Origin of the sequence: Actinomadura mexicana, assembly GCF_900188105.1 — a bacterium.
In the GTDB taxonomy this organism is placed as follows: Bacteria; Actinomycetota; Actinomycetes; order Streptosporangiales; family Streptosporangiaceae; genus Spirillospora; species Spirillospora mexicana.
Genome location: NZ_FZNP01000001.1, coordinates 645,612 through 665,674, shown reverse-complemented (window position 1 = coordinate 665,674; position 20,063 = coordinate 645,612). Strand labels below are relative to the sequence as shown.

Annotated in this window: 19 protein-coding genes; 10 read left to right on the top strand and 9 right to left on the bottom strand. The window is 72.2% G+C overall.

All coding sequences use genetic code 11. From position 1 onward, the window contains the following. Positions 1–125 precede the first annotated feature (125 nt). Positions 126–983 carry a hypothetical protein gene (locus CHC11_RS02805; RefSeq protein ID WP_089309953.1) on the top strand — a complete coding sequence of 286 codons (858 nt, stop codon included), beginning with the start codon at positions 126–128 and terminating at the stop codon, positions 981–983. 51 nt (positions 984–1,034) lie between these two features. Here CHC11_RS02805 and CHC11_RS02800 read toward each other — a convergent pair whose 3' ends face one another. Then, positions 1,035–1,712 (bottom strand): uracil-DNA glycosylase, encoded by a 678-nt coding sequence (locus CHC11_RS02800; RefSeq protein WP_089309952.1) that lies wholly within the window; start codon positions 1,710–1,712, stop codon positions 1,035–1,037. 257 nt (positions 1,713–1,969) lie between these two features. Here CHC11_RS02800 and CHC11_RS02795 point away from each other — a divergent pair, with 257 nt between their 5' ends. Next, positions 1,970–3,418: a WS/DGAT/MGAT family O-acyltransferase gene (locus tag CHC11_RS02795; RefSeq protein WP_089309951.1), complete on the top strand. Its 1,449-nt coding sequence runs from the start codon at positions 1,970–1,972 to the stop codon at positions 3,416–3,418. A gap of 5 nt (positions 3,419–3,423) precedes the next feature. Here the strand turns inward: CHC11_RS02795 and CHC11_RS02790 are convergent, their stop codons facing one another. Continuing rightward, the gene (locus CHC11_RS02790; protein ID WP_089309950.1) at positions 3,424–4,413 is read right to left on the bottom strand and encodes a hypothetical protein; all 990 of its coding nucleotides are present in this window, start codon (positions 4,411–4,413) and stop codon (positions 3,424–3,426) included. Between the two features lie 9 nt (positions 4,414–4,422). Next, the gene (locus CHC11_RS02785; protein ID WP_089309949.1) at positions 4,423–5,337 is read right to left on the bottom strand and encodes an NAD(P)/FAD-dependent oxidoreductase; all 915 of its coding nucleotides are present in this window, start codon (positions 5,335–5,337) and stop codon (positions 4,423–4,425) included. A 64-nt stretch (positions 5,338–5,401) separates the two neighbouring features. Between CHC11_RS02785 and CHC11_RS02780 the strand changes: the two genes are divergently transcribed. Together CHC11_RS02780 and CHC11_RS02775 are read left to right on the top strand one after the other, a co-directional pair. After that, positions 5,402–5,974, top strand: coding sequence for a helix-turn-helix domain-containing protein (locus CHC11_RS02780; RefSeq protein ID WP_089309948.1), 573 nt, complete (start codon positions 5,402–5,404; stop codon positions 5,972–5,974). 30 nt (positions 5,975–6,004) lie between these two features. Continuing rightward, positions 6,005–7,279 (top strand): MFS transporter, encoded by a 1,275-nt coding sequence (locus tag CHC11_RS02775; protein WP_245918672.1) that lies wholly within the window; start codon positions 6,005–6,007, stop codon positions 7,277–7,279. Between the two features lie 108 nt (positions 7,280–7,387). Here the strand turns inward: CHC11_RS02775 and ddaH are convergent, their stop codons facing one another. Beyond that, entirely contained in the window at positions 7,388–8,227 is an 840-nt protein-coding gene (ddaH, locus tag CHC11_RS02770; RefSeq protein ID WP_089309946.1) for a dimethylargininase, read from the bottom strand. Between the two features lie 126 nt (positions 8,228–8,353). Further along, positions 8,354–8,842 carry an ATP-binding protein gene (locus CHC11_RS02765; protein ID WP_179278649.1) on the bottom strand — a complete coding sequence of 163 codons (489 nt, stop codon included), beginning with the start codon at positions 8,840–8,842 and terminating at the stop codon, positions 8,354–8,356. A 160-nt stretch (positions 8,843–9,002) separates the two neighbouring features. Between CHC11_RS02765 and CHC11_RS02760 the strand changes: the two genes are divergently transcribed. Together CHC11_RS02760 and CHC11_RS02755 are read left to right on the top strand one after the other, a co-directional pair. Continuing rightward, positions 9,003–10,301 (top strand): XRE family transcriptional regulator, encoded by a 1,299-nt coding sequence (locus tag CHC11_RS02760; protein WP_245918671.1) that lies wholly within the window; start codon positions 9,003–9,005, stop codon positions 10,299–10,301. A 272-nt stretch (positions 10,302–10,573) separates the two neighbouring features. Next, positions 10,574–11,575 (top strand): hypothetical protein, encoded by a 1,002-nt coding sequence (locus CHC11_RS02755; protein WP_143226893.1) that lies wholly within the window; start codon positions 10,574–10,576, stop codon positions 11,573–11,575. Positions 11,576–11,642: 67 nt separating this feature from the next. Here the strand turns inward: CHC11_RS02755 and tgmC are convergent, their stop codons facing one another. The 3 genes from tgmC to CHC11_RS43265 all read right to left on the bottom strand — a co-directional run bounded on the left by tgmC (position 11,643) and on the right by CHC11_RS43265 (position 14,764). Beyond that, complete coding sequence (tgmC, locus tag CHC11_RS02750; protein ID WP_245918670.1) at positions 11,643–12,818, bottom strand: ATP-grasp peptide maturase system methyltransferase; 1,176 nt, start codon at positions 12,816–12,818, stop codon at positions 11,643–11,645. Between the two features lie 16 nt (positions 12,819–12,834). Next, the gene (locus tag CHC11_RS02745; protein WP_089309942.1) at positions 12,835–13,110 is read right to left on the bottom strand and encodes a putative ATP-grasp-modified RiPP; all 276 of its coding nucleotides are present in this window, start codon (positions 13,108–13,110) and stop codon (positions 12,835–12,837) included. A gap of 127 nt (positions 13,111–13,237) precedes the next feature. Further along, complete coding sequence (locus tag CHC11_RS43265; protein WP_089309941.1) at positions 13,238–14,764, bottom strand: helix-turn-helix domain-containing protein; 1,527 nt, start codon at positions 14,762–14,764, stop codon at positions 13,238–13,240. A 22-nt stretch (positions 14,765–14,786) separates the two neighbouring features. Between CHC11_RS43265 and CHC11_RS02735 the strand changes: the two genes are divergently transcribed. The 3 genes from CHC11_RS02735 (at position 14,787) to CHC11_RS02725 (ending at position 17,471) form a co-directional block, all read left to right on the top strand. After that, on the top strand, positions 14,787–16,136 hold the full coding sequence (locus tag CHC11_RS02735) for an NAD(P)/FAD-dependent oxidoreductase (RefSeq protein ID WP_342749945.1): 1,350 nt from the start codon (positions 14,787–14,789) through the stop codon (positions 16,134–16,136). A gap of 101 nt (positions 16,137–16,237) precedes the next feature. Next, positions 16,238–16,810, top strand: coding sequence for a MarR family transcriptional regulator (locus tag CHC11_RS02730; RefSeq protein WP_089309939.1), 573 nt, complete (start codon positions 16,238–16,240; stop codon positions 16,808–16,810). A 52-nt stretch (positions 16,811–16,862) separates the two neighbouring features. Beyond that, positions 16,863–17,471: a hemerythrin domain-containing protein gene (locus tag CHC11_RS02725; protein WP_089309938.1), complete on the top strand. Its 609-nt coding sequence runs from the start codon at positions 16,863–16,865 to the stop codon at positions 17,469–17,471. A gap of 68 nt (positions 17,472–17,539) precedes the next feature. Here the strand turns inward: CHC11_RS02725 and lpdA are convergent, their stop codons facing one another. Beyond that, on the bottom strand, positions 17,540–18,943 hold the full coding sequence (gene lpdA / locus CHC11_RS02720) for a dihydrolipoyl dehydrogenase (RefSeq protein ID WP_089309937.1): 1,404 nt from the start codon (positions 18,941–18,943) through the stop codon (positions 17,540–17,542). Between the two features lie 376 nt (positions 18,944–19,319). Between lpdA and CHC11_RS02715 the strand changes: the two genes are divergently transcribed. Next, entirely contained in the window at positions 19,320–19,988 is a 669-nt protein-coding gene (locus CHC11_RS02715) for a hypothetical protein (RefSeq protein ID WP_089309936.1), read from the top strand. The last annotated feature ends 75 nt before the right edge of the window (positions 19,989–20,063 follow it).

Sequence of the window (20,063 nt, the reverse complement as noted above, 5' to 3'; positions counted from 1 at the left end):
CGTACTTGAGCAACTGCTGATCAGCGAGTGCGAGGCGGGGATCGCGATGCATCGCACAACCGGGCCCAGTTCTGAGAAGGTGGGTGTGCAACTGATCCGCCGAAGGCTGAGGGAGGATGAGCCCCATGGAACCGTTGGACGCGGCGGCGGACGTGCACGCGCTCATCCGCGACGTGCTGCCCGCCCTGGCGCCCAGCGCCTGGTTCGATCACGGTACCTCCGAGGTGGTGCTGCCCGTGGGCCGGTCGGAGGCCCGCGCCTCCAGCTGGACGGTGCTGGAGCGCTGCGCCCGCGAGCCGCGCTCGGCGTGGCCGAAGGTGGTGGACGAGTGGGTCCGCGAGGTCGGCGACCGTGCGTTCCTCGCCGTCGGCGAGATGGAGCTGTTCGGCGACGTCCGGGAGCTGCTGCGCCTGCGCATCGTGCCGAAGCTCGACCCCCGCGACCGCGAGGGCCTCGTCGTCGTCCCCGCCGGCGACCACTTCGACGCCATGGTGATGATCGAGCACCCCCGCTACGGCGGCCCCCTCACCAAGGCCCGCGCGGGCCTGCTCGGCCTGCACAAGCTCGGGTACGTGATGACGAACACCCACGACCGCGAGCTGGCCGACGTTTCCGTGCACGACCAGCCGCTCCTGCCGGGCCGCAACGTCCGCGTCGTCGGCAAGCCGGGCAGCCGCTACGTGTCGGCGCTGCTCAGCGAGGTCCACCAGTTCGTGCCGTGGCCGAACGAGCACGGCGCCCTGGTCGGGGTCCCCTGCCACAGCACGCTGCTGCTGTACCCGATCACCTCCACGGCCGTCCGCGACGTGCTCCCCATATTCGCCGACGTCGTCCGGGAGATGCACGCCAACGCCGACGACCCCTGCGCCCCCGGCGTCTACTGGAGCCACGGCGAGCGCCGCCTCACCCCTCTCTCCCCGGAGGCGGCGGCCGACGGCGCCGGCGAGTTCGCCCTCTTCCTCCGCAGGCTCCCCCAGGAATGAGCTAGCCCCACCCGCGGCCCGCAACCGGGGCCAGGGGGTCGCCCCCCTGGGCTAACACAGTTTCCAGTCGACCGGCTGGGCGCCTTGCTGCTCCAGGAGCTGGTTGGCGCGGGAGAAGGGGCGGGAGCCGAAGAAGCCGCGGTCGGCCGACATGGGGCTCGGGTGGGGCGACTCGATGCAGGGGACGTTGCCGAGCAGCGGCTTGAGGTTGCGGGCGTCGCGGCCCCACAGGATGGCGACGAGGGGGCGGTCGCGGGCGGCGAGGGCGCGGATGGCCTGCTCGGTGACCTCCTCCCAGCCCTTGCTGCGGTGCGAGCCCGGCTTGCCCGGCATGACGGTCAGCGACCTGTTGAGCAGGCAGACGCCCTGCCGCGTCCAGGGGGAGAGGTCGCCGTTGGACGGCTGCGGGTGGCCGAGGTCGTCGCAGTACTCGCGGAAGATGTTGACGAGGCTGCCGGGCAGCGGCCGGACGTCCGGGGCGACCGAGAAGCTGAGGCCGACCGGGTGGCCGGGCGTCGGGTAGGGGTCCTGACCCATGATGAGGACGCGCACGTCATCGAACGGCTGGGTGAAGGCGCGCAGGACGTGGTTCCCGGCGGGCAGGTAGCGGCGCCCGGCGGCGACCTCGGCGCGCAGCCAGTCGCCCGCGGCGGCGATCGTCCCGGCGACGGGGGTCAGCGCGGTCGCCCATCCCGCCTCGACGATCTCCGAGAGTGGTCGTGCTGTCATGGGGTACGAGCCTAGTGCGATGATCTCCAGGTCGGCGGAAGATTGCCTGCCTTATCGGCGTTGAGAAGTTTTCTGACCGCATCAGGTCGGGACACAGGCAAATGTTCTCCAGCGCCGAGAAAAGTGGTCGATGAACTGGGTGAAACGCCCCGTTAAGTCGCTGTTACTTCCTGGCGGCCGTCATTGACCTGCGGACTTCCAGCGCATAACTCCTAGAGAGTACGGACGGCGCAGGACGAGCGGACGGACGAGAGAGCATGACCCAGCTGACCACCGTGGACGCCACCTTCCTCCATGCCGAGAACGCGAAGACCCATGCCCACATCGCCGGGCTCGGCATCGTCGACCCCGGGACGTGCCCCGGCGGCCGGCTCACCGTCCCGCACGTCGCCGAGCTGATCCGCGTCCGCGCGCACCTCGCGGCCCGGCCGCTGCGGCAGCGGCTCGTCCAGGTGCCGCTCGGCCTGGACCACCCGTACTGGGAGGACGACCCCGACTTCGAGCCCGAGCGGCACATCTCCGAGTTCGGACTGCCGGAGCCCGGCAGCGACCGGCAGCTCGCCAACCTGGTCGCGATGCTGCACGAGCGGCCGCTCGACCGGTCCCGCCCGCTGTGGGAGATGGTCCTCATCCAGGGCCTGGCCGGCGGCCGGACGGCCGTCTACGTGAAGGTGCACCACGCGGCCATCGACGGCGTGATGGCCGCCGAGACGCTCGCCGCGCTGCTCGACCTGACGCCCGAGCCCCGCGACCTGCCCGCCGACGAGTCCGTCCCGGCGCGCGCCCCCGGCACGGCGAGCATGCTCGGCACGGGACTGCTGCGGACCGCGCTGCACCCGGTGCGCTCGGCGATGTCGGCGGTGCGCACCGCCCCCTACCTGGACGAGATCCCGGGCCTGTCGGCCATCCCGGGCGTCGGGCTCGTGTCGTCCTTGATGCAGGGTGCGCTGCGCCGCCCGGAGCTGCCGAAGGCACCGCGGGTCAGCGCGCCGCCGACGCCGTTCAACCATCCGATCGGGCGGCGCCGCGCCGTCGCGTGCGGGGAGCTGCCGCTCGCCGACATCAAGGAGATCCGGCGGGCCCTCGGCGGCAGCGTCAACGACGTGGTCATGGCGCTGTGCGCGACGGCGCTGCGGCAGTGGCTCGACAAGCGCGGCGAGCTGCCCGAGCGCCCGCTGGTCGCGGCCGTCCCGGTGTCGCTGCGGCGCGGCGCGGGCGCGGCCGCCGAGCCGGGCAACCAGGTCTCGATCATGACCACGCCGCTCGCCACGCACCTGCCCGACCCCGCCGACCGGTACGCCGCCGTCCAGCGCGACATGGACCTGGCGAAGCGGCGGTTCACCGGGTCGTCGGGCAACTGGGTGCGGGAGATGAGCGGGCTGCTCCCGGCGCCCTTCGCCGCGGCGGTCACGCGGCTCGCGCTGCAGGCCGCGCCGGCGGTGTCGCTGCGCCCGGTCAACCTGGTCATCTCCAACGTGCCGGGCCCGCAGTTCCCGCTGTACCTGTGCGGCGCGAAGGTGCTCGGCTACTACCCGATCTCGGTCATCACCGACGTCAGCGGCGGCCTGAACATCACCGTGTTCTCCTACGACGGGAAGGTGGACGTCGGCATCGTCGCCTGCCGCGAGCTCATCCCCGACCCCTCGGAGATCATCGACCATCTGGTGGACGCGCTGGACGAACTCCGCTCGCTCAGCCGCTCGTGAGGCCGCTACAGCCCGAGGGCCGCCCGATGCCGCCGCGCCAGACCCAGCGCGGCGGCCCCCGCCGGCTGCATCGGCCGGGGGAGCGCCCCGTCGAACGGCGCCATCGACACCTCGCCCTCGTCGTTGACCGCGACGAGGCCGCCGAAGAGCTCGCCGAACAGCGCGTCGTCGATGGCGACGACGGTCAGCAGGTCGAGCGCCAGCGTCAGCGGGTCCACGCCGAGCCCCAGGAAACGCGCTCGGATGCGGCCCTCGTCGCGGGCGGCGGTCATCGCCTGGTGAAAAGGCCAGTCCTGCTGGACGAAGCCGTCGCCGTAGTCCTCGGCCGCGCCGAGAAACTCCTCGGCGTACTCGCGGACCATGCACTGCCACAGGTCAGGCGGCTCATCGCCGAGCGGCTGGAACACCCCGACCGGCATCACCTGGTACAGCCCGCCGGCGTGCGCGACCTTCGCGGGGTCGCGCCGATGCAGGACGTACCGTCCGGACGCCGTCGCGGTGACCGTGGTGACGGCGGGCAGCGCGGGCCTGCGTGACAGGTCGCACGGGTCGCCGATCCGGTCGCGCAGCGGCAGCCCGTCCGCCCCGGCGGCCAGCTCGTGCGCCACGGACTCGCCCACGTTGACGCCGTCGAAGTAGCGGGCGGGGCCGAGCCGCAGGACCGGTGGTTCGGCCCCGACCAGCCGGTAGCTCGGACGGTCCTCGAACACCTTCGGCGGGGCCAGGGCCGCGACCGCCTCCGCGTACGTCCGGTACCCGTCCGGGAGCCCGTCGGCCGGGTCGGCGATCGCGGGCGGGGCGGGGCGGGGCTCCCACCCCAGCCGGATCTCCTCCAGCGGGATCGGGGATCCGGGGATCCAGGCGTCCCGGCAGAGCAGCGGCGTTCCCGCGACGCGCGGGACGCCCGGGTACAGCCCGTCGGCGACCTCGCCGAACCGGCCGCGGGCCGCGTTCAGCGCCGCCCGCCCGCGCCGCCACTCCTCCTCGTCCGCCACACGCCGAGCCTAGGCCGTGCTCCGAAGGGCGGCGAGCCCCCGCGCGACCTCCTCCTCGACCAGATCGGCGTTGATCATCGCGGCCGCCATGGCCCCGGCCGCCGCCGCCATGACGACCTGGCCGGCGGGCACGACGACGTTGCCCGCCGCCCACACGCCGGGCACGCTGGTCCGCCCGGTCGGGTCGGTCTTCACGAAGCCGTCCTCGCCGGTCTCGCAGCCGAGGTCGGCCAGCGGCCCGGCCTTGGGGACCCACGTCGGCGCGAGGAACACGGCGTCGCAGCCGAGCACCGAGCCGTCCGCCAGTTCCAGTCCGGTGAGCCGGTCGTCCTCGACGACGACGCGCCGCACCCCGCTCGGCGCGACGCCGATGCCGCGCGCGGCCAGCCGCGCCGCGTCCTCGCCCGCGGGGGGCGCGTCCGCGACGAACGTCACGTCCGGCGACCACTGGCGCAGCAGCAGCGCCTGGTGGACGGAGTTCGGGGACGTCCCCAGCACGGCGATCCTCTGGTCGCGGACCTCCCAGCCATGGCAGTAGGGGCACATCTGCGCCTCCCGGCCCCACCGCTCCCGCAGGCCGGGAACGTCCGGCAGGACGTCGGTCACGCCCGTGGTGACCAGCAGGCGGCGGCCCCGCAACCGGGTGCCGTCGCCGAGGGTGAGGACGAAGCCCTCCTCGGCGCGGGCGACCGTCCCCTCGACGATCTCGCCGCCGTAGCCGCGCACCTCGGTGCGGCCGGTCTCCAGCAGGCGGGCGGGCGGCATCCCGTCCCGGGTGAGGAAGCCGTGCATGTGGTCGACCCCGGCGTTGCGCGGCTCGCCGGCGTCGACGACGGTGACGGAGCGGCGGGCGCGGGCGAGGACGAGGGCGCCGTTCAGCCCGGCCGGCCCGCCGCCGATGATCAGTACGTCTCGTTCGTTCATGCCCCGAGCGTGCGCGACGCCTTCCGCATTTGACAAACGTCGTTGCCGATCCTGCAATAAGGCCATGGAGACCACCGAGGAGGTCCTGGCCGGGGTCGGGCCCAGGCTCAGGAGGCTGCGGCAGGAGCGCGGCGTCACGCTGTCCGCGCTCGCGGAGGCCACCGGCATCTCGGTGAGCACGCTGTCGCGGCTGGAGTCGGGCAAGCGGCGGCCGAGCCTGGAGCTGCTGCTCCCGCTCGCCCAGGCCCACCAGGTCCCGCTGGACGAGCTGGTCGGCGCCCCGGCCGTCGGTGACCCGCGGATCAGGCCGCGGCCGCTGCGGATGCACGACATGGTGGTGCTGCCGCTGACCCGGCGTCCCGGCGGGGTCCAGGCCTTCAAGATGGTCGTGCCCGAGCGGATCCCGGCGCCCGAGCCCCGGACCCACGAGGGCTACGACTGGCTGTACGTGCTGAACGGACGCCTGCGCCTGCACCTCGCCGGCCGCGAGATGGTGCTGGAACCGGGCGAGGCGGCCGAGTTCGACACCCGGCTCCCGCACTGGTTCGGCGGCGACGGCGGGCCGGTGGAGGTGCTCAGCCTGTTCGGTCCGCAGGGGGAGCGGATGCACCTGCGCGCGAAGCCCCGCCGGTCATGACATGCACGGCGTGACATAAGTTGGGGAAACGTGCAGACCGTCCAAACTCCCCAGAAAGCCCCTGCCCGTAAGAAGCCCGCTCCCACGGCGTGGATGCTGTGGAGCGTCGGCGTCCTCGCCTACGCCGTCGCGGTACTGCACCGGACGTCCTTCGGCGTCGTCGGCCTGGACGCCGCCCACCGGTTCGACGCGTCCGCCGGGATCCTCGCGTCCTTCACCGTCCTGCAACTGCTCGTGTACGCGGGCCTGCAGATCCCCGTCGGGCTCCTGCTCGACCGCGTCGGCCCGCGCTGGATGGTCGCCGGCGGCGCGCTGCTCATGGCCGGCGGCCAGGCGCTCATGGCCGTCTCCACCGGCGTCGGCACGGCCGTCGCCGCCCGCGTGATGGTCGGCGCCGGCGACGCCATGACGTTCATCAGCGTCCTCGGCATCGTCGCGACCTGGTTCCCCGGACGCTACGTCCCGGTCGTGACGCAGCTCACCGGGCAGCTCGGACAGCTCGGTCAGGTGCTCAGCGCGATCCCCCTGGTCGCCCTCCTGCACGGCCCCGGCTGGGGCACCGCGTTCGGCTCCGCCGCCGCGCTCGGCGTCCTCATGGCCGTGCTCGCCGTCGCCCTACTGCGGAACGGCCCCGGCCGCGCGAACGTCCCGTCCCTGCGCGAGACGGGCACCAACCTGGCCGAGGCGTTCCGCCACCCCGGCACGCGCCTCGGCCTCTGGTCGCACTTCGTCACGCAGTTCTCGTCCAACACCTTCGCGCTGATGTGGGGCTACCCGTACCTGGTGTCCGGGCAGGGCATGCGTCCCGCGACCGCCTCGACGCTGCTGACGCTGTTCGTGCTGGTCAACGTCATCTCCGGACCGTTCATCGGACGACTGGTCGCCCGCTACCCGCTGCGCCGCTCCTGGCTCGTCCTCGGCATCGTCGCCCTCAACGCGACGGCGTGGGCGGCCGTCCTCGCCGTGCCGCCGCCCGCGCCGTCCTGGCTGCTGGTCCTGCTCGTGCTGTGCGTCGCGCCCGGCGGCCCCGGCTCGATGATCGGCTTCGACTACGCCCGGACGTTCAACCCGCCCGGACGGCAGGGCACCGCGACCGGCATCGTCAACGTCGGAGGCTTCGTCGCCTCCCTCGTCACGATCCTGCTGATCGGGGTCGTCCTGGACGCCATGTCATCCGGGGGCGACTTCACGCCCGGAGCGTTCCGGGCGGCCTGGACCGTCCAGATCGGCATCTGGGTGATCGGTGTGGCGGGCGTCCTGCGCACCCGCACCCTGGCCCGCCGTCACCTCGCCCTCGCCGACTAGGAGCGCAGCGCCCCCGTCAGGAGCGGAGCTCCCCACCCATCAGGAGCGGAGCACCCTACCCATCAGGAGCGGAGCTCCCCACCCATCAGGAGCGGAGCACCCTACCCATCAGGAGCGGAGCTCCAGCGTGCAGCACTTCGGGCCGCCGCCCGCCTTGCGCAGCTCGGACAGGTCGACCGGCAGCGGCTCGTACCCGTGCTCCCGCAGCGTGTCGATCAGCCCGACCGCCTCGGCGTTGATGACGATGTTGCGCCCGTCGCACACGGCGTTGAGCCCGAGCACCGCCGCGTCCGCCTCGCTCGCGAGGACCGCGTCCGGGAACAGCCGCTCCAGCACCGCCCGGCTACCGGGGGAGAACGCGCCGGGGAAGTAGGCGACGTTGTCGCCGCCGAGGGGGAACAGCGCCGTGTCCAGGTGGTAGAAGCGCGGGTCGACGAGCCGCAGCGTCACCACCGGCCGGCCGAGGAACTCCTGCGCCTCCTGGTGCGCGGCGATCTCCGTCCGGAACCCCGTCCCGGCCAGGATGACGTGGTCGAGCGTGAGGAAGTCGCCCTCGCCCTCGTTCGTGAACTGCGGCTCCAGCAGTTCGGAGAACCCGTTCGCCAGCATCCACTCGGCGTAGGCGGGCCCTTCGGCGTACCGCTCCGGATGCGTGAACTTCGCCCCGTACACCCGCCCGCCGACCACCAGCGCCCCGTTGGCCGCGAACACCATGTCGGGCAGCCCCTCGACGGGGTCGATGAGGCTCACCTCGTGCCCGAGCGCGAGGTACGCCGCCCGCAACTCCTCCCACTGCGCCACGGCCTTCGCGGCCTCGGCGCCGGCCACCGGGTCCATCCACGGGTTGATCGCGTACGTGACGGCGAAGTGGTCCGGACGGCACATGAGGTAGTGCCGCCGCAGCGCGGTCCGGACGGCGGTCGGCTCCATCGCCGGCATGACGATCATAGGTGGCTCCAGGGACATCCGAAGGGCGAACGACTCAGCGAAAGCCTAGGAACGAACCACGCGCAATCCAATGCGCCAATCTTGCTCTGGCCTGGCCATTCGTTGCGTCTTCTTCCCCTGCACGCCCTAATCGTTGCGCGCCTTCGCGGCCTTGCCCCCGGCCGGGGCCACCGGTCCCCGGCCCTCCAGGACCTGGGCCCACCACACCGTCTTGCCGCCGCCCGGCCCCGGGTGCCACCCCCACCGGTCGGCGGACGCCGCGACGATCGCCATGCCCCGATGCCCCTCGTCGGTGTCGGACGCCGCCACGAGCCGGGGCAGCCCGGGTTCCGGATCGGTCACGTCGACGCGCAGCAGCCCGTCCATCACCCGCACCCGGACCTTGACCACCCCATCGCCCCGCAACTCCTCCCGCACATGCCGGACGGCGTTCGTGACGATCTCGGACGTCAGCAGCACCGCCACCTCGACATCGCCCTCAGCGACGCCCCACCCGTCCAGCACGTCCCGCACCGCCCGCCGAGCCGCCCGCGGTGCCCGCTCCTCCAGCGTCCACACATACGTCCGCGCCGCCCGGCTCGCCCGCGTGACGCCGCCCCGCCGCAGTGTGCTCATCAGACCTTCCATGGGCCTCGACCTCCGTTGTCCCGCTCCTGGACGCGGGGCGCTCACGCCTCGCATAACTCAGTGAAACCGTGCGCACACGGAACGGGAAAGGCGACAATGGAGCCGTAGGAGGGACACAAGTCCACTGGACGAAGGGTGCCCGCCCCCAATGACCGAACAGCCGCGCCCCCAGTGGGCCGTACGCCTGGAAGCCGAACGCCGCGCACGCGGCTGGGGCCCCTTCAAGGCCGCCCGCCGCCTGTACGCCGCCGCCGGTATCGACCACCCCGACGCGAGCCAGGTCAAGAACCTCTCCCGGCAGATCAACCGCCACGAGAAAGGCGAGGTCTTCCCGGCCGACTGGGGCTCCGCCTACGCCACCGCGTTCGGTCTGGAGGAGAAGGACCTCTTCGGCCAGGAATCCCCCGATCTCCCGGTGGGTACCAAAGAGCCGAGCGCCACTCCCGACGATGGGACCGACGACGTGAAACGCCGCGCAGCACTCCGGTTACTCGCCGCCCTCGGCGCCGGCACCGCCGTCCCACCGGGAGCCATCGAAGAGATCCTCTCGGACATCGACCGCGCGGCCGGTCCTGATCCGAACGTGGACGAATGGGAAAGGGCCGTCCATGACTACGGGCGGCGGCTCGTACTTCGGCCTACCGGCGAGTTGATCGGCGATCTGACGGCCGACATCATCGCCGTGGGACGCCAACTGGAACGAACGCACGACCCGCGCGTGCGATCCGGACTTCTGCGCGTCAGTGCGAACTTGTCCGGCCTGTTGGCGATCGGTTTGGGCGACGCCGGTGAACAGCGCCCCGCCCGCGTCTCATGGGCCACCGCGCGCCGTGCCGCCGACGCGTCCGGCGACCGCGACCTCCGGGTCTGGACGCGCGGCAGGGCAGCACAAGACGCGTTCTGGAGTCCCGGCTCGGATGGATTCGTGTCAGATCTGGTGGACGAGGCCGTCCTGATCGCCGGGGGTGTGCCATCCTCCGGCCTGGCCCGTGCCTATGCCGCGCGTTCCTACCTGGCGGCAGACCGAGGGGACGAGCGGACTGCCCTCGACTCCCTGAACAAGGTCAAGGAAACGGCCGGAAGCCTGCCCGGCGGAACCCAAACCGTCCTGGCATTTCGCGAGAGCCAATTCCGCTGGACGGAGTCGTATGTTCTGACCCGTACCGGGAATCCCCGGGCAGGAGCCGTCCTGGAGCGGGCGATCGCTTTCTACCCACCCGGTTCCCTCGTCCCACGTAAGAACCTCGCTTTGATGCAAGCCGAGGCTCTCGTCCGCAGCCGGGACATCGAAGCAGGGTTGCAACAGGCGATAGAGGCCCTCCTGGAACACCCCGAATTCACGGCCGCCGGTACATCAGCCCTGAAAGCCCACGTGCTGAACGCTCTCCCCGACGGAGCGCGTGCCCTACCGGCGGCGAGGGAACTCCGCGCCCTGACCACCACCTGAACGAGCCCGGCCCGAAAGCGGGCCGAGCGGCCGACCGGACGTTCGCACTTGCGCGAGGGCGTCCGACGAGGCTGCCCAGTCGGCCGCGCATGATCTCGGCTAGAGGGCTGCGGCACCGCGAGGACCAGGCGTCCAACCCACTGGCCTGGACGGGGGTGGTGCAGGCAGTCTCGAACGTGCGACGCCCTGCCTGATCGGTCAGCCCGCAGACGATCGGCCGTCGGGCCCTGACGACCAGGAACGTCCAACGACGGCGCACTAGGGTTTGCGGGATGGCAGAACCCACATCGCCCCCTCCGCCGATCGGAACTCCCCGGTGGGACCGGGAACTCGCGGCTATCGAGCTGGACCGGCCATCGGTCGACGCCGATGTGGAACCCGTGCTGCAGAACGCGGACGCCCGCGACGAGTTCGACCCGCACACACTGGATTTCGGGTCGGATGCCGAGAGCGCCGCCATCTGGGTCCTGCTGCACCAGAGATTCCCGTCCTACGGGATCCTGATGTACCTGCGAATGTGCTGGTCGAGCGGTGACCACGCTCTACGGGACTGGATCGTGCGCCAGTTCGCCGCGATGCTGATCCACGGTCCGAGCCCGGTGGCCGAGTCGGCCGAGTACGGGCTGTGGGTCGACTACTTCGAATCGCCCGAGGCATCGCAGGTCTTCACGGCGCTGGCCCTCCAGATGCCGCGGTCCCACTGGGGCTGTCTGATCAGCGGTGCCGGCCCCGTGCCCTGGGAAGCCAAGCACCATGTGTTCCAGGCGGCGGCCGGGCTCCCGGCGCTGCATCCCGCGCTGGCAAGGGGTCTCGTTGGTTCTTTCTATGACGTGTACGGCCAGGTGGACGCCGTGGACGCGGCGGCGCTGGTCGATCGGATCACGGTCGCGGACGAGGATCTGCTGGAGGCTCTGACCGAGGCCACCACGCAGCCGCTGCGGCTGCGCACGGGATCGGTCGTGATCGTGGACGAGTCCGATCCGGGCTGGCCGCACCAGGGGAGTTTCCTGCTCCGCGCGGCGGTGCGCAGCCCGCGGAGCAGGTGGGTTCGGCGATCCGAACTGGTGGCCGACGGCCGGGTGTACGGCCGGCTGGTGCACTGGGACTTCCCGTTCGACCCAGCGAAGATCGCGCATCGCACCGTGGTCGCTCCGGAGCCGGAGGGGCGGATCGTGCTGTTCCGGGTCGAAGGGGCCGCCGAGCACGCCGAGTCGCTGGTGGGCCGGGACGTCGAAGCTTGGCCGCCTGGCCTCAGAGAACACCTCGCGCGTTGACCTACCGACCGACGCGCTGAGAAGGATACCGCCGGGCCGACAGATCCGTCGGCGTTGGCCTTCTCGGTCAGGCACTTCGACTCTGAGCGCCGGGCAGTGAGAAGGACAGGTCGGCGGCAGTGCGGTGGTGAATCCGCTGGTGGCCGTTGTCGATGGTCATGCGGAAGCAAGCGGAGCCAGGACGGTCCGCCTGCTCCCAGGCGTCCCAGACGGCCTCGACGGTGTCCCACAGCCGCAGGGGCCCAGCCTGCCGAACCTGCCATCCGTCCGGGCCCGGGATGAGGGTGGCGGCGGAACCTGTGGTGACGTCTATGAGTTGAACTGCCTCGTCGGATGTCGCGAGTTGCGCATTGGGTACGGCGAGTTGGGCCAGGAAGCGTCCGAAGAAGCGCTCCTCTGTGGGCTCGTCGAGGCACTCTGGGCTGTGCCGGACGGCGCGGGCGGCGGCGTCGCGGGTGAGGGCCCTCCAGTGCGCCGGGTTCCCCGGCTCCGGACGCTCGTGAACACGCGCGGCCATGAAGGAGACGGTGCCGGGTAGCAACGCCCCCTCGGCGGTGCCGTCGTCCTGAACGGTCAGCAGCACGCGAGAGTATCCGTACAGCCAGCCGGACAAGGTGGTGAGGATCTTCCCGTCCGGCCGCGTCTGGGCGAGCCAGGAACGGGGGACGGTGCGCACCGAGCATGCCGCAACGATCCGGTCATAGGGCGCGCACGGCCAATAGCCGTAGAGCCCATCGGCCAGCGCGAGATCCGGCGCGTAGCCGCACTCGTAGAGCGCCGTGGCCGCCTGGTTCAGCCGGTGACCGTCGACCTCGACGGACGTGACGTTGCCGCTGCCCCCGAGCCTTGCGGAGGCCAGCGCGGTCGAGTAGCCGGTACCGGTGCCGATTTCCAGGACGTCGTGGCCGTCGTCGAGTTCCGCGTCCGCCCACATGCGCACGACCAGGGACGGCAGCGTCGAGGACGAGGTGGGGACGCCTCCGATTCGGGAGGCGGGATGGCGCCAGTCCGGCTCCTCGCAGTCGAACTGGGTGATCAACGTGGTGTCGCTGTAGACCGCCTTCAGCCAGCGTTCGCGGTCGATCACTTCGGTGACGGGATCCCAGACGGTCAGACCGTCTTCGGATCGCTTGCCCGAGTCGGCGTAGAAGCCCGGAACGAACCGGTGCCGAGGCACGGCCTCCACCGCGTGCCGCCATGCCGCATCGTCCACCGCAAGCTCCGTGGCCAGGTCGGCCTGCAAACGCTCGGTCATGCCGTCAGTCCGACTCGTAGTCGGTGGTGGAGTCGTCGACGGTCTGGACCTGCGGCGTGTTCCCGTCCCCGCCGCCGGACCTGGTGGCCGTACTCGTCTGACGGTTGGTGCCGTGCTTGCCCATCTCGATGACCTCACCCCGCTGATCCAGGTAGCGGCCGGTCTGTGTAGCCGCGTCCAACGTCACAGAGCCAGGGAAAGGGAGAGCTTCGGGGAGCCGAGCGGTGATGCGTGTCCATCCCCATGGGTGCTGTCGCGCAGGACGAGCGTTGTCGCTCACTGGGCCTCCTTGGTGCCGTTCCGTTCGTCATCACTCATTGAATCTTCGCGACTACATGTCGGCCAGGGGGCAAGGGGGACACGGTGCTGACGTGCGGGCTAGGGCCGGGCGGCGGGGTCACTTGGCTCTACCTCAAGATGGCGGCCAGTTGGAGGCGGAGCGCCAGGCGCTGCCGGGGGGTTGAGAGGTCTACCGGGGTGACCTCGGTCATGCGGCGCAGGCGGTGGCGGAGGGTGTTGGGGTGGACGGCCAGGGCCTGGGCCGTCCCCTTGGGGTCGCCGTAGTGGTCCAGCCAGGCGGCGAGGGTCGGGAGGTAGGACGTTCCGTGCTTCTCGTCGTGGGCGCGGAGGGTCGGGAGGGGGCCGCCAAGGAGGTCGGTGCCGACTGCCTTGCGGGAGCGCTCGACGACCACGGCGTCCCAGACGTCCTCCAGGAGGACGGTTCCGGGGGCGAGGCGGCCGGACCCGACGAGGGCTTCGATCTCGGAGGCTTCGGCGCGGGAGCGGGGCAGGCCGGCGGGGGAGAGGGCGGGGCCGCCCGCCGCCGCGTACAGGGTGCGGTCGTGGGCGCGGGCGCGGGTGAGGACGTGGCGCAGCCAGGGCATCGTTCCGGACTCGGCGGTGTCGCGTTCCGGCTCGGCCAGGACCGCGAAGACCGTGCCGGCGAGGTCGGTGAGGAGCGGGCGGTGCCAGCCGTAGCGGCGGGTGATCGCGTCCCAGAGGTCGAGGCGCTGGCGGATGTCCTCGGTCTCGGCCTGGTTTCCGAGCGCGACCACGCGCCAGGGCGGTGGTGCCGGGACGGGCTGCGAGCCGTCCTGGAGTGCGGCGCGCACCTGGTTCGCCGTGACGCGGCGTGCGACGCCGGCCTCGGCCCGGAGGCGGAGCAGGTGCAGGGCCAGGACGGACGCCAGGTCGGCCAGGCGCCGGACGCGGTCGGGGGAGATCGCCGTGCGTGCCACGACCCAGATCGAGCCGAGCCACTCGCCGCCGGCGCGGACGGGGATGACGAGGCGGGGCAGCATGCCGTCCGGGCCCGCCGGGACGAGGACCGGGTCGCTCGACCGGGCCAGCTTGCGGAACACCCCGGAGGCTCGCAGATGGGCGATGACCTGCGGCGGGACGCGGCGGCCGACGATCGTGGAGACGCGGGCCGGGTCGGTGCTGTCCTGGCGGCCCGAGTAGGCGATGACGCGGGAGCGCGCGTCCTCCAGCGTCACCGGGGCGTCGGCGATCTCCGCCGCCGTGTCGGCCAGGGCGAACAGGTCGTCCTGCGGGCCGGACGGTCCGGGCAGCGGTGCGTGGGCGCGGTCGACGGCGCCGCGCACCAGCCAGATGACGTGCGTCCAGGACGCGTCCCGCTGGAGTTCGACGAGTGCGGGCCCCAGGCGGCGGGCGGCGGCGGTCACCTCGGGGGCCCCGGCGAGGGGCGACTTGAACACCACGCCGCTCGCCCCCGCGGCGTCGGCGCGTTCCAGGAGCGCGACGGCGTCCGCCGGGTCCGTCACGCCGGCGCCGAGGACGATCTCTCCCGGCTGCCCGGCCGCCTCTCCGGGTTCGGCCAGGACGACGTCGTGCACCTGCGCGTCCCGGCCGGGCGCGACCAGCCGCAGCAGCCCCGGGCCCAGCGCGTCGACCAGGCCGGTCACGCTGATCATCGGCTCTCCTCTCCCTCCATCATTGTGCGCTTCGCATCATGGCGGCCGCCCGTATTGGCCGAACACGACAGGGGTGACCGCTCGCGGACGTATCACCATTGAAGTGACACATTTCACGAGAAGAGGAGAGGACATGCCGCGCAGAGTCGCCGTCGTGGGGGCCGGGATGGTCGGCCTGTCCACCGCATGGTTCCTGCAGGAGCACGGCGACGACGTCACCGTGTTCGACCGGCGGGACGTCGCGGCCGGGGCGTCCTGGGGCAACGCCGGGTGGCTGACCCCCGGCCTGGCGACCCCGCTGCCCGAACCGGCCGTCCTCTCCTACGGCGTGCGCGCGGTGCTCAGCCCGTCGTCGCCGGTCTACGTCCCGCCGAGCGCGAGCCCGCGCCTGCTGCGGTTCCTCGCGGGGTTCGCCCGCAACAGCACGGCGGCCAGGTGGCGGCGCTCGATGGAGGCGCTGGTGCCGATCAACGGCCGGGCGCTGCCGAGCTTCGACGCGCTGCTGGAGGGCGGTGTCCGCGCGGAGACGAACGAGGCCGGGTCCTTCCTCGCCGCGTACCGGACGGAGGAGGAGCGGCGCGTCCTGCTGGAGGAGATCGAGCACATCCGCGCGGCCGGCCAGGAACTGGAGTACGAGGTCCTGACCGGCGACGAGGCGCGCCGGGTGGAGCCCGCCCTGTCCGAGGAGATCGGCGCGGCGATCCTGCTGCGCGGCCAGCGCTTCATCGACCCCGGGGTGTTCGTGCACGCCCTCGCCGACTCCGTCCGCGACCGCGGCGGCAAGATCCGCGCGGGTGCGGACGTGACGGACGTCCGGGACGAGCCGGGCGGTGTGGCCGTCCGCACGGGCGGCAGCGACTTCGAGACGTTCGACGCGGTGGTCCTCGCGAGCGGAGTGTGGCTCGGCGGCCTCGCCCGGCGGTTCGGCGTCGGCGCGCTCGTCCAGGCGGGCCGCGGGTACAGCTTCAGCGTGCCGATGGAGCGCGTCCCCGCCGGGCCGGTGTACTTCCCCGCGCAGCGGGTCGCCTGCACGCCGCTCGGAGACCGGCTCCGCGTCGCCGGGATGATGGAGTTCCGCCGTCCCGAGGCGCCGCTCGACCCGCGCCGGATCCGGGCGATCGTCGAGGCCGCCCGTCCCCTGCTGCGCGGCGCCGACCTCGGCGCCCGGCAGGACGAGTGGGTCGGGTCGCGCCCCTGCACCCGCGACGGCCTCCCGCTGATCGGCGCCACCCGGTCGCCGCGGGTCTTCGCCGCGGGCGGCCACGGCATGTGGGGCATCACGCTCGGCCCGGCCACCGGGAGCCTCCTCGCGGAGATGATCGCCACCGGGCGCCGTCCCGGCGAGCTGGACCCGTTCGACCCGCTCCGCTGACGACCTGCGGCTTTGGGGGGTTATGGCGCTTTCGTCCGGACAGGCGGTGCCGGCGCGCTACCGTCTCGGGGTGATCCGGACCCCGTGACGGAGGAACGCCGATGGACGAGCAGCGCGCGGCCGTCGTGCCGCTGACCCGGGCCCAGCGGGTCCTGGCCGGGATCGGCGGGCTGTTCTTCGCCGGCCTCGCCGGGCTCGGCGGCTACGGGTCGTTCGCCTCCGTCCGGGACGTGGCCGAACCCTGGTTCGGCGGCCAGGCGTGGATCGTCCCGGCGGGCGTCGACCTCGGCATCCTCGCGCTGGTGTCGGTCGCGCTCCTGCTGGAGTGGCTGGCCATGCCGATGCCCGCGCTGCGCTGGATGGCGTTCGCGTTCACCACCGAGCTGACGGCGCCGGCGCCGCAACCCGTGGACGAGACTCCGCCCGCGGAGAAGCCCGCCCCGAGGAGAACGGCCGCGAAGGCTCCGTCCCAGAAAGTCCCGTCCGGGAAGGCCCTGTCCGAGAAGGCCCCGCGCGGTGTCGCCGCCGACAACGAGGCCCGCGCCCTCGCCATCCTCGACGCCGAGCCCGGCATCACCGGCGCCGAGCTGGCCCGCCGCCTGGACATCAGCTCCCGCCAGGGCCAGCGCCTCCTCAGCCGTCTCAACCGGCCCGCGCCAACGCATACGTCCTGAGCCGTCACCTTTCCTCCGTTCGCCCCGTCATTGCGGTGAAGAAGGAGGAGCGATGAGCGAATACGACTGGACCCTGATGTACGTCATGCACGACGCGCTGAGGAGGGAGCTGGAGCATCTCGCCAAGGTGACCGCGCGCGAGGACGACGACCCCCGCCGCCTTCTCGCCGCGGCGGCGGGCTGGGAGTTGTTCAAACTGTCCCTGCACGCCCACCACACCGCCGAGGACGAGGCCCTCTGGCCGGCCGTCCGGGAGGCCCTCGACGGCCGCGCCGACGACCTGGCCCTGCTGGACGCGATGGAGGCCGAGCACGCCGCCGTCGACCCCCTCGTCGAGGCCATCGACACCGGAGCCGAACCCGTGGGCGAACTCGTCGACGCCCTCGCCACCGCCCTGACCGCGCACCTCGCGCACGAGGAGAAGGAGGCGCTCCCGCTGATCGACGCCACCTTGACGCCGGAGCAGTTCCAGAGCTTCGGCCAGGCCCACGGCCGCCACGTCGGCCCCCACGCGCCGCGCGTGCTGCCCTGGCTCCTCGACGGAGTGGACGACGCGACGACCGCGGCCACGCTGTCCGTCCTGCCCGAGCCGGCCCGCACCGCGTTCGAGACGCAGTGGCAGCCCGCCTACCAGGCTCTGGAGCGCTGGCCGGCGTCCTGACCGGCGCGGAAACGGCGAGGCCGCCACCACGGGCGAACCGTGGCGGCGGCCTCGTGCCGTTCCGCGGATCAGAGGTTGATCATGTGCCCGGCCAGGCCGTGCACGGTCTCCTTCATGGCCTCGCCCAGGGACGGGTGGGCGTGCACGTTGCGCGCGACCTCGTTGACGGTGAGGTCCCACTGCTGCGCCAGGGTCAGCTCGGGCAGCAGCTCGGTCACCTCGGGGCCGATCATGTGCGCGCCGAGGATCTCCCCGTACCTGGCGTCGCTGATCACCTTCACGAAGCCCTCGCCCTCGCCGAGGCCGAGCGCCTTGCCGTTGGCGCTGAACGGGAACTTGGCGGTCTTGACCTCGAAGCCCTGCTCCTTCGCCTGCGCCTCCGTCCAGCCGAACGAGGCGACCTGGGGCTGGCAGTAGGTGGCGCGCGGGATCATCACGTAGTCGAGTTCCATCGTCTCGGCGTCGCCGATGGTCTCGGCCGCGACGATGCCCATGGCCTCGGCGGCGTGCGCGAGCATCAGCTTCGCGGTGACGTCGCCGATGGCGTAGATGTGCGGGACGGAGGTGCGGCAGCGGCCGTCCACGTCGATCGCGCCGCGCTCGGTCAGCGCGACGCCGGTCTTCTCCAGCCCGTAGCCCTCGACGTTCGGCTGGAACCCGATCGCCTGGAGCACCTTGTCGGCCTCCAGCACCCGCTGCGCGCCGTCCTTGCCGGTGACGGTGACCTTGACCTTCTCGCCCGAGTCGTCGATCGCGTCCACCCGGGTCGAGGTGAGGACGTCCACGCCGAGCTTGCGGTACCGCTTCGCCAGCTCCTTGGAGACGTCGGCGTCCTCGTTCGGGACCATCCGGTCGAGGAACTCGACGATCGTGACCTTCACCCCGTAGTTGTGCAGCACGTAGGCGAACTCGACGCCGATCGCGCCGGCGCCCGCGATCACGATGCTGCCCGGCAGTTCGGAGCTGAGGATCTGCTCCTCGTAGGTGACGACGCGCTCCGACAGCGACGTGCCCGGCAGCAGCTTGGTGTGCGCGCCGGCCGCGATGATGCAGTTGTCGAACGTGACCGTCTCGCTCGACCCGTCCTGCCCGGCCACCTGGAGGGTGTTCGGGTCGGTGAACGTGCCGCGCCCCTCGTAGGACGTGATCTTGTTCTTCTTCATCAGGAACTGGACGCCCTTGACGAGCTTGTCCGAAACCTGGCGGCTGCGCTCGTAGGCGACGCCGTAGTCGAAGGACACGCTGCCCTCGACGTTGATCCCGAAGGTCTTCTGCTCCTGGGTGAAGATGTGCGCCAGCTCGGCGTTGCGCAGCAGCGCCTTCGAGGGGATGCAACCGACGTTGAGGCACACCCCGCCCCAGTACCTCTCCTCGATGATCGCCGTCTTCAGCCCGAGTTGCGCCGACCGGATCGCGGCGACATATCCACCCGGGCCCGAGCCCAGGACCACGACGTCAAAGTGTTCGCTCATATTAAAGAACGATATTCGCCGCGACCATGTGCTCGCATCCTCGCGGGCGCACGCGCAGCGACCGCGAGGCACGGCGCGGGGTTAATGGCCGTTCGGGGCGGTGCGCGGGACGCGTGCGGGACGGCCCGCGGGCGACGCGCGGGGCGCCGGGTCGGATGCGGCCGTCACATCCTGTTAGGGTTTCGGCAAGGTCTCCCTCCGGTCACGATCCGTGGGAGCCCGTCGACTGACAGGGCGGCGCGCAAGGGCGCGAGCCCGGTGCCGTCCCGGCCGCGGAGCCCGGCGGCGTCCCCTGGAACGGCGGTGCCACGGCGCTGGAACACCGCGCCTCGGCCCGGTCGTTGTCCCCGTTCCGAGCGAGTGGAGGAGAAGACGAGTGAGGATTCCCAAGCGCGTCAACACCGTCCTGGACTGGGTGGAACAGCACCTGCTCGCGCTCGCGGTGGTCGTCGCGCTGGTCGTGGTCGCGCTGGTCGCCACGCTCGCACCGCCGGCCGTCGGCCTCCCGGTCGCCGGGTTCGTCCTCGGCGCCGCCGCCGGTGGCCTTCTCGTGCACGTCCGGATGAGCCGCCGCGTCGCCCGCGCCCGCTCCGACATCGACAACCTGCTCCGCGAGAACGGCGCGCTGCGGCACCGCAACACCGTCCTCGCCAGCGGCGTGATCACGCGGGAGGCGCAGGAGACGCAGGCGCTGGTCGCCATCCCCGAGGACGACCTGCTGGGCGTGCCGGACGACCCGCAGACCACCGCGTCCCTCGACGAGCTGCTGGACGGCGACCCGCAGACCACCAACGAGCTGCCGGACGCCCCGCGGACCACCGGCGACCCTCAAACCACCGGCGACCCTCAAACCACCGGCGACCCCCAGGCCACGGATGAGCTTCCCGGGCGGGACAAGGCCCCGTCCCGCACCGCCGCTTCCCTGGACGGCGACCCGCAGCGCACCACCGTCCTGCCCGCCCTTCCGGACGACCTCCTCGGGGGCGCGGACTCCGGCGAGGACGAGGACACCGCGCGGACTCCGCGCCGGTCCCGCAAGGCCTGACCAGGGCCTTCTGCCGCGGAGTCGGCGGAGCCCCCACCCGGCGTTACTTTTGTCGATCTTCGGGCAGAGGCGAGC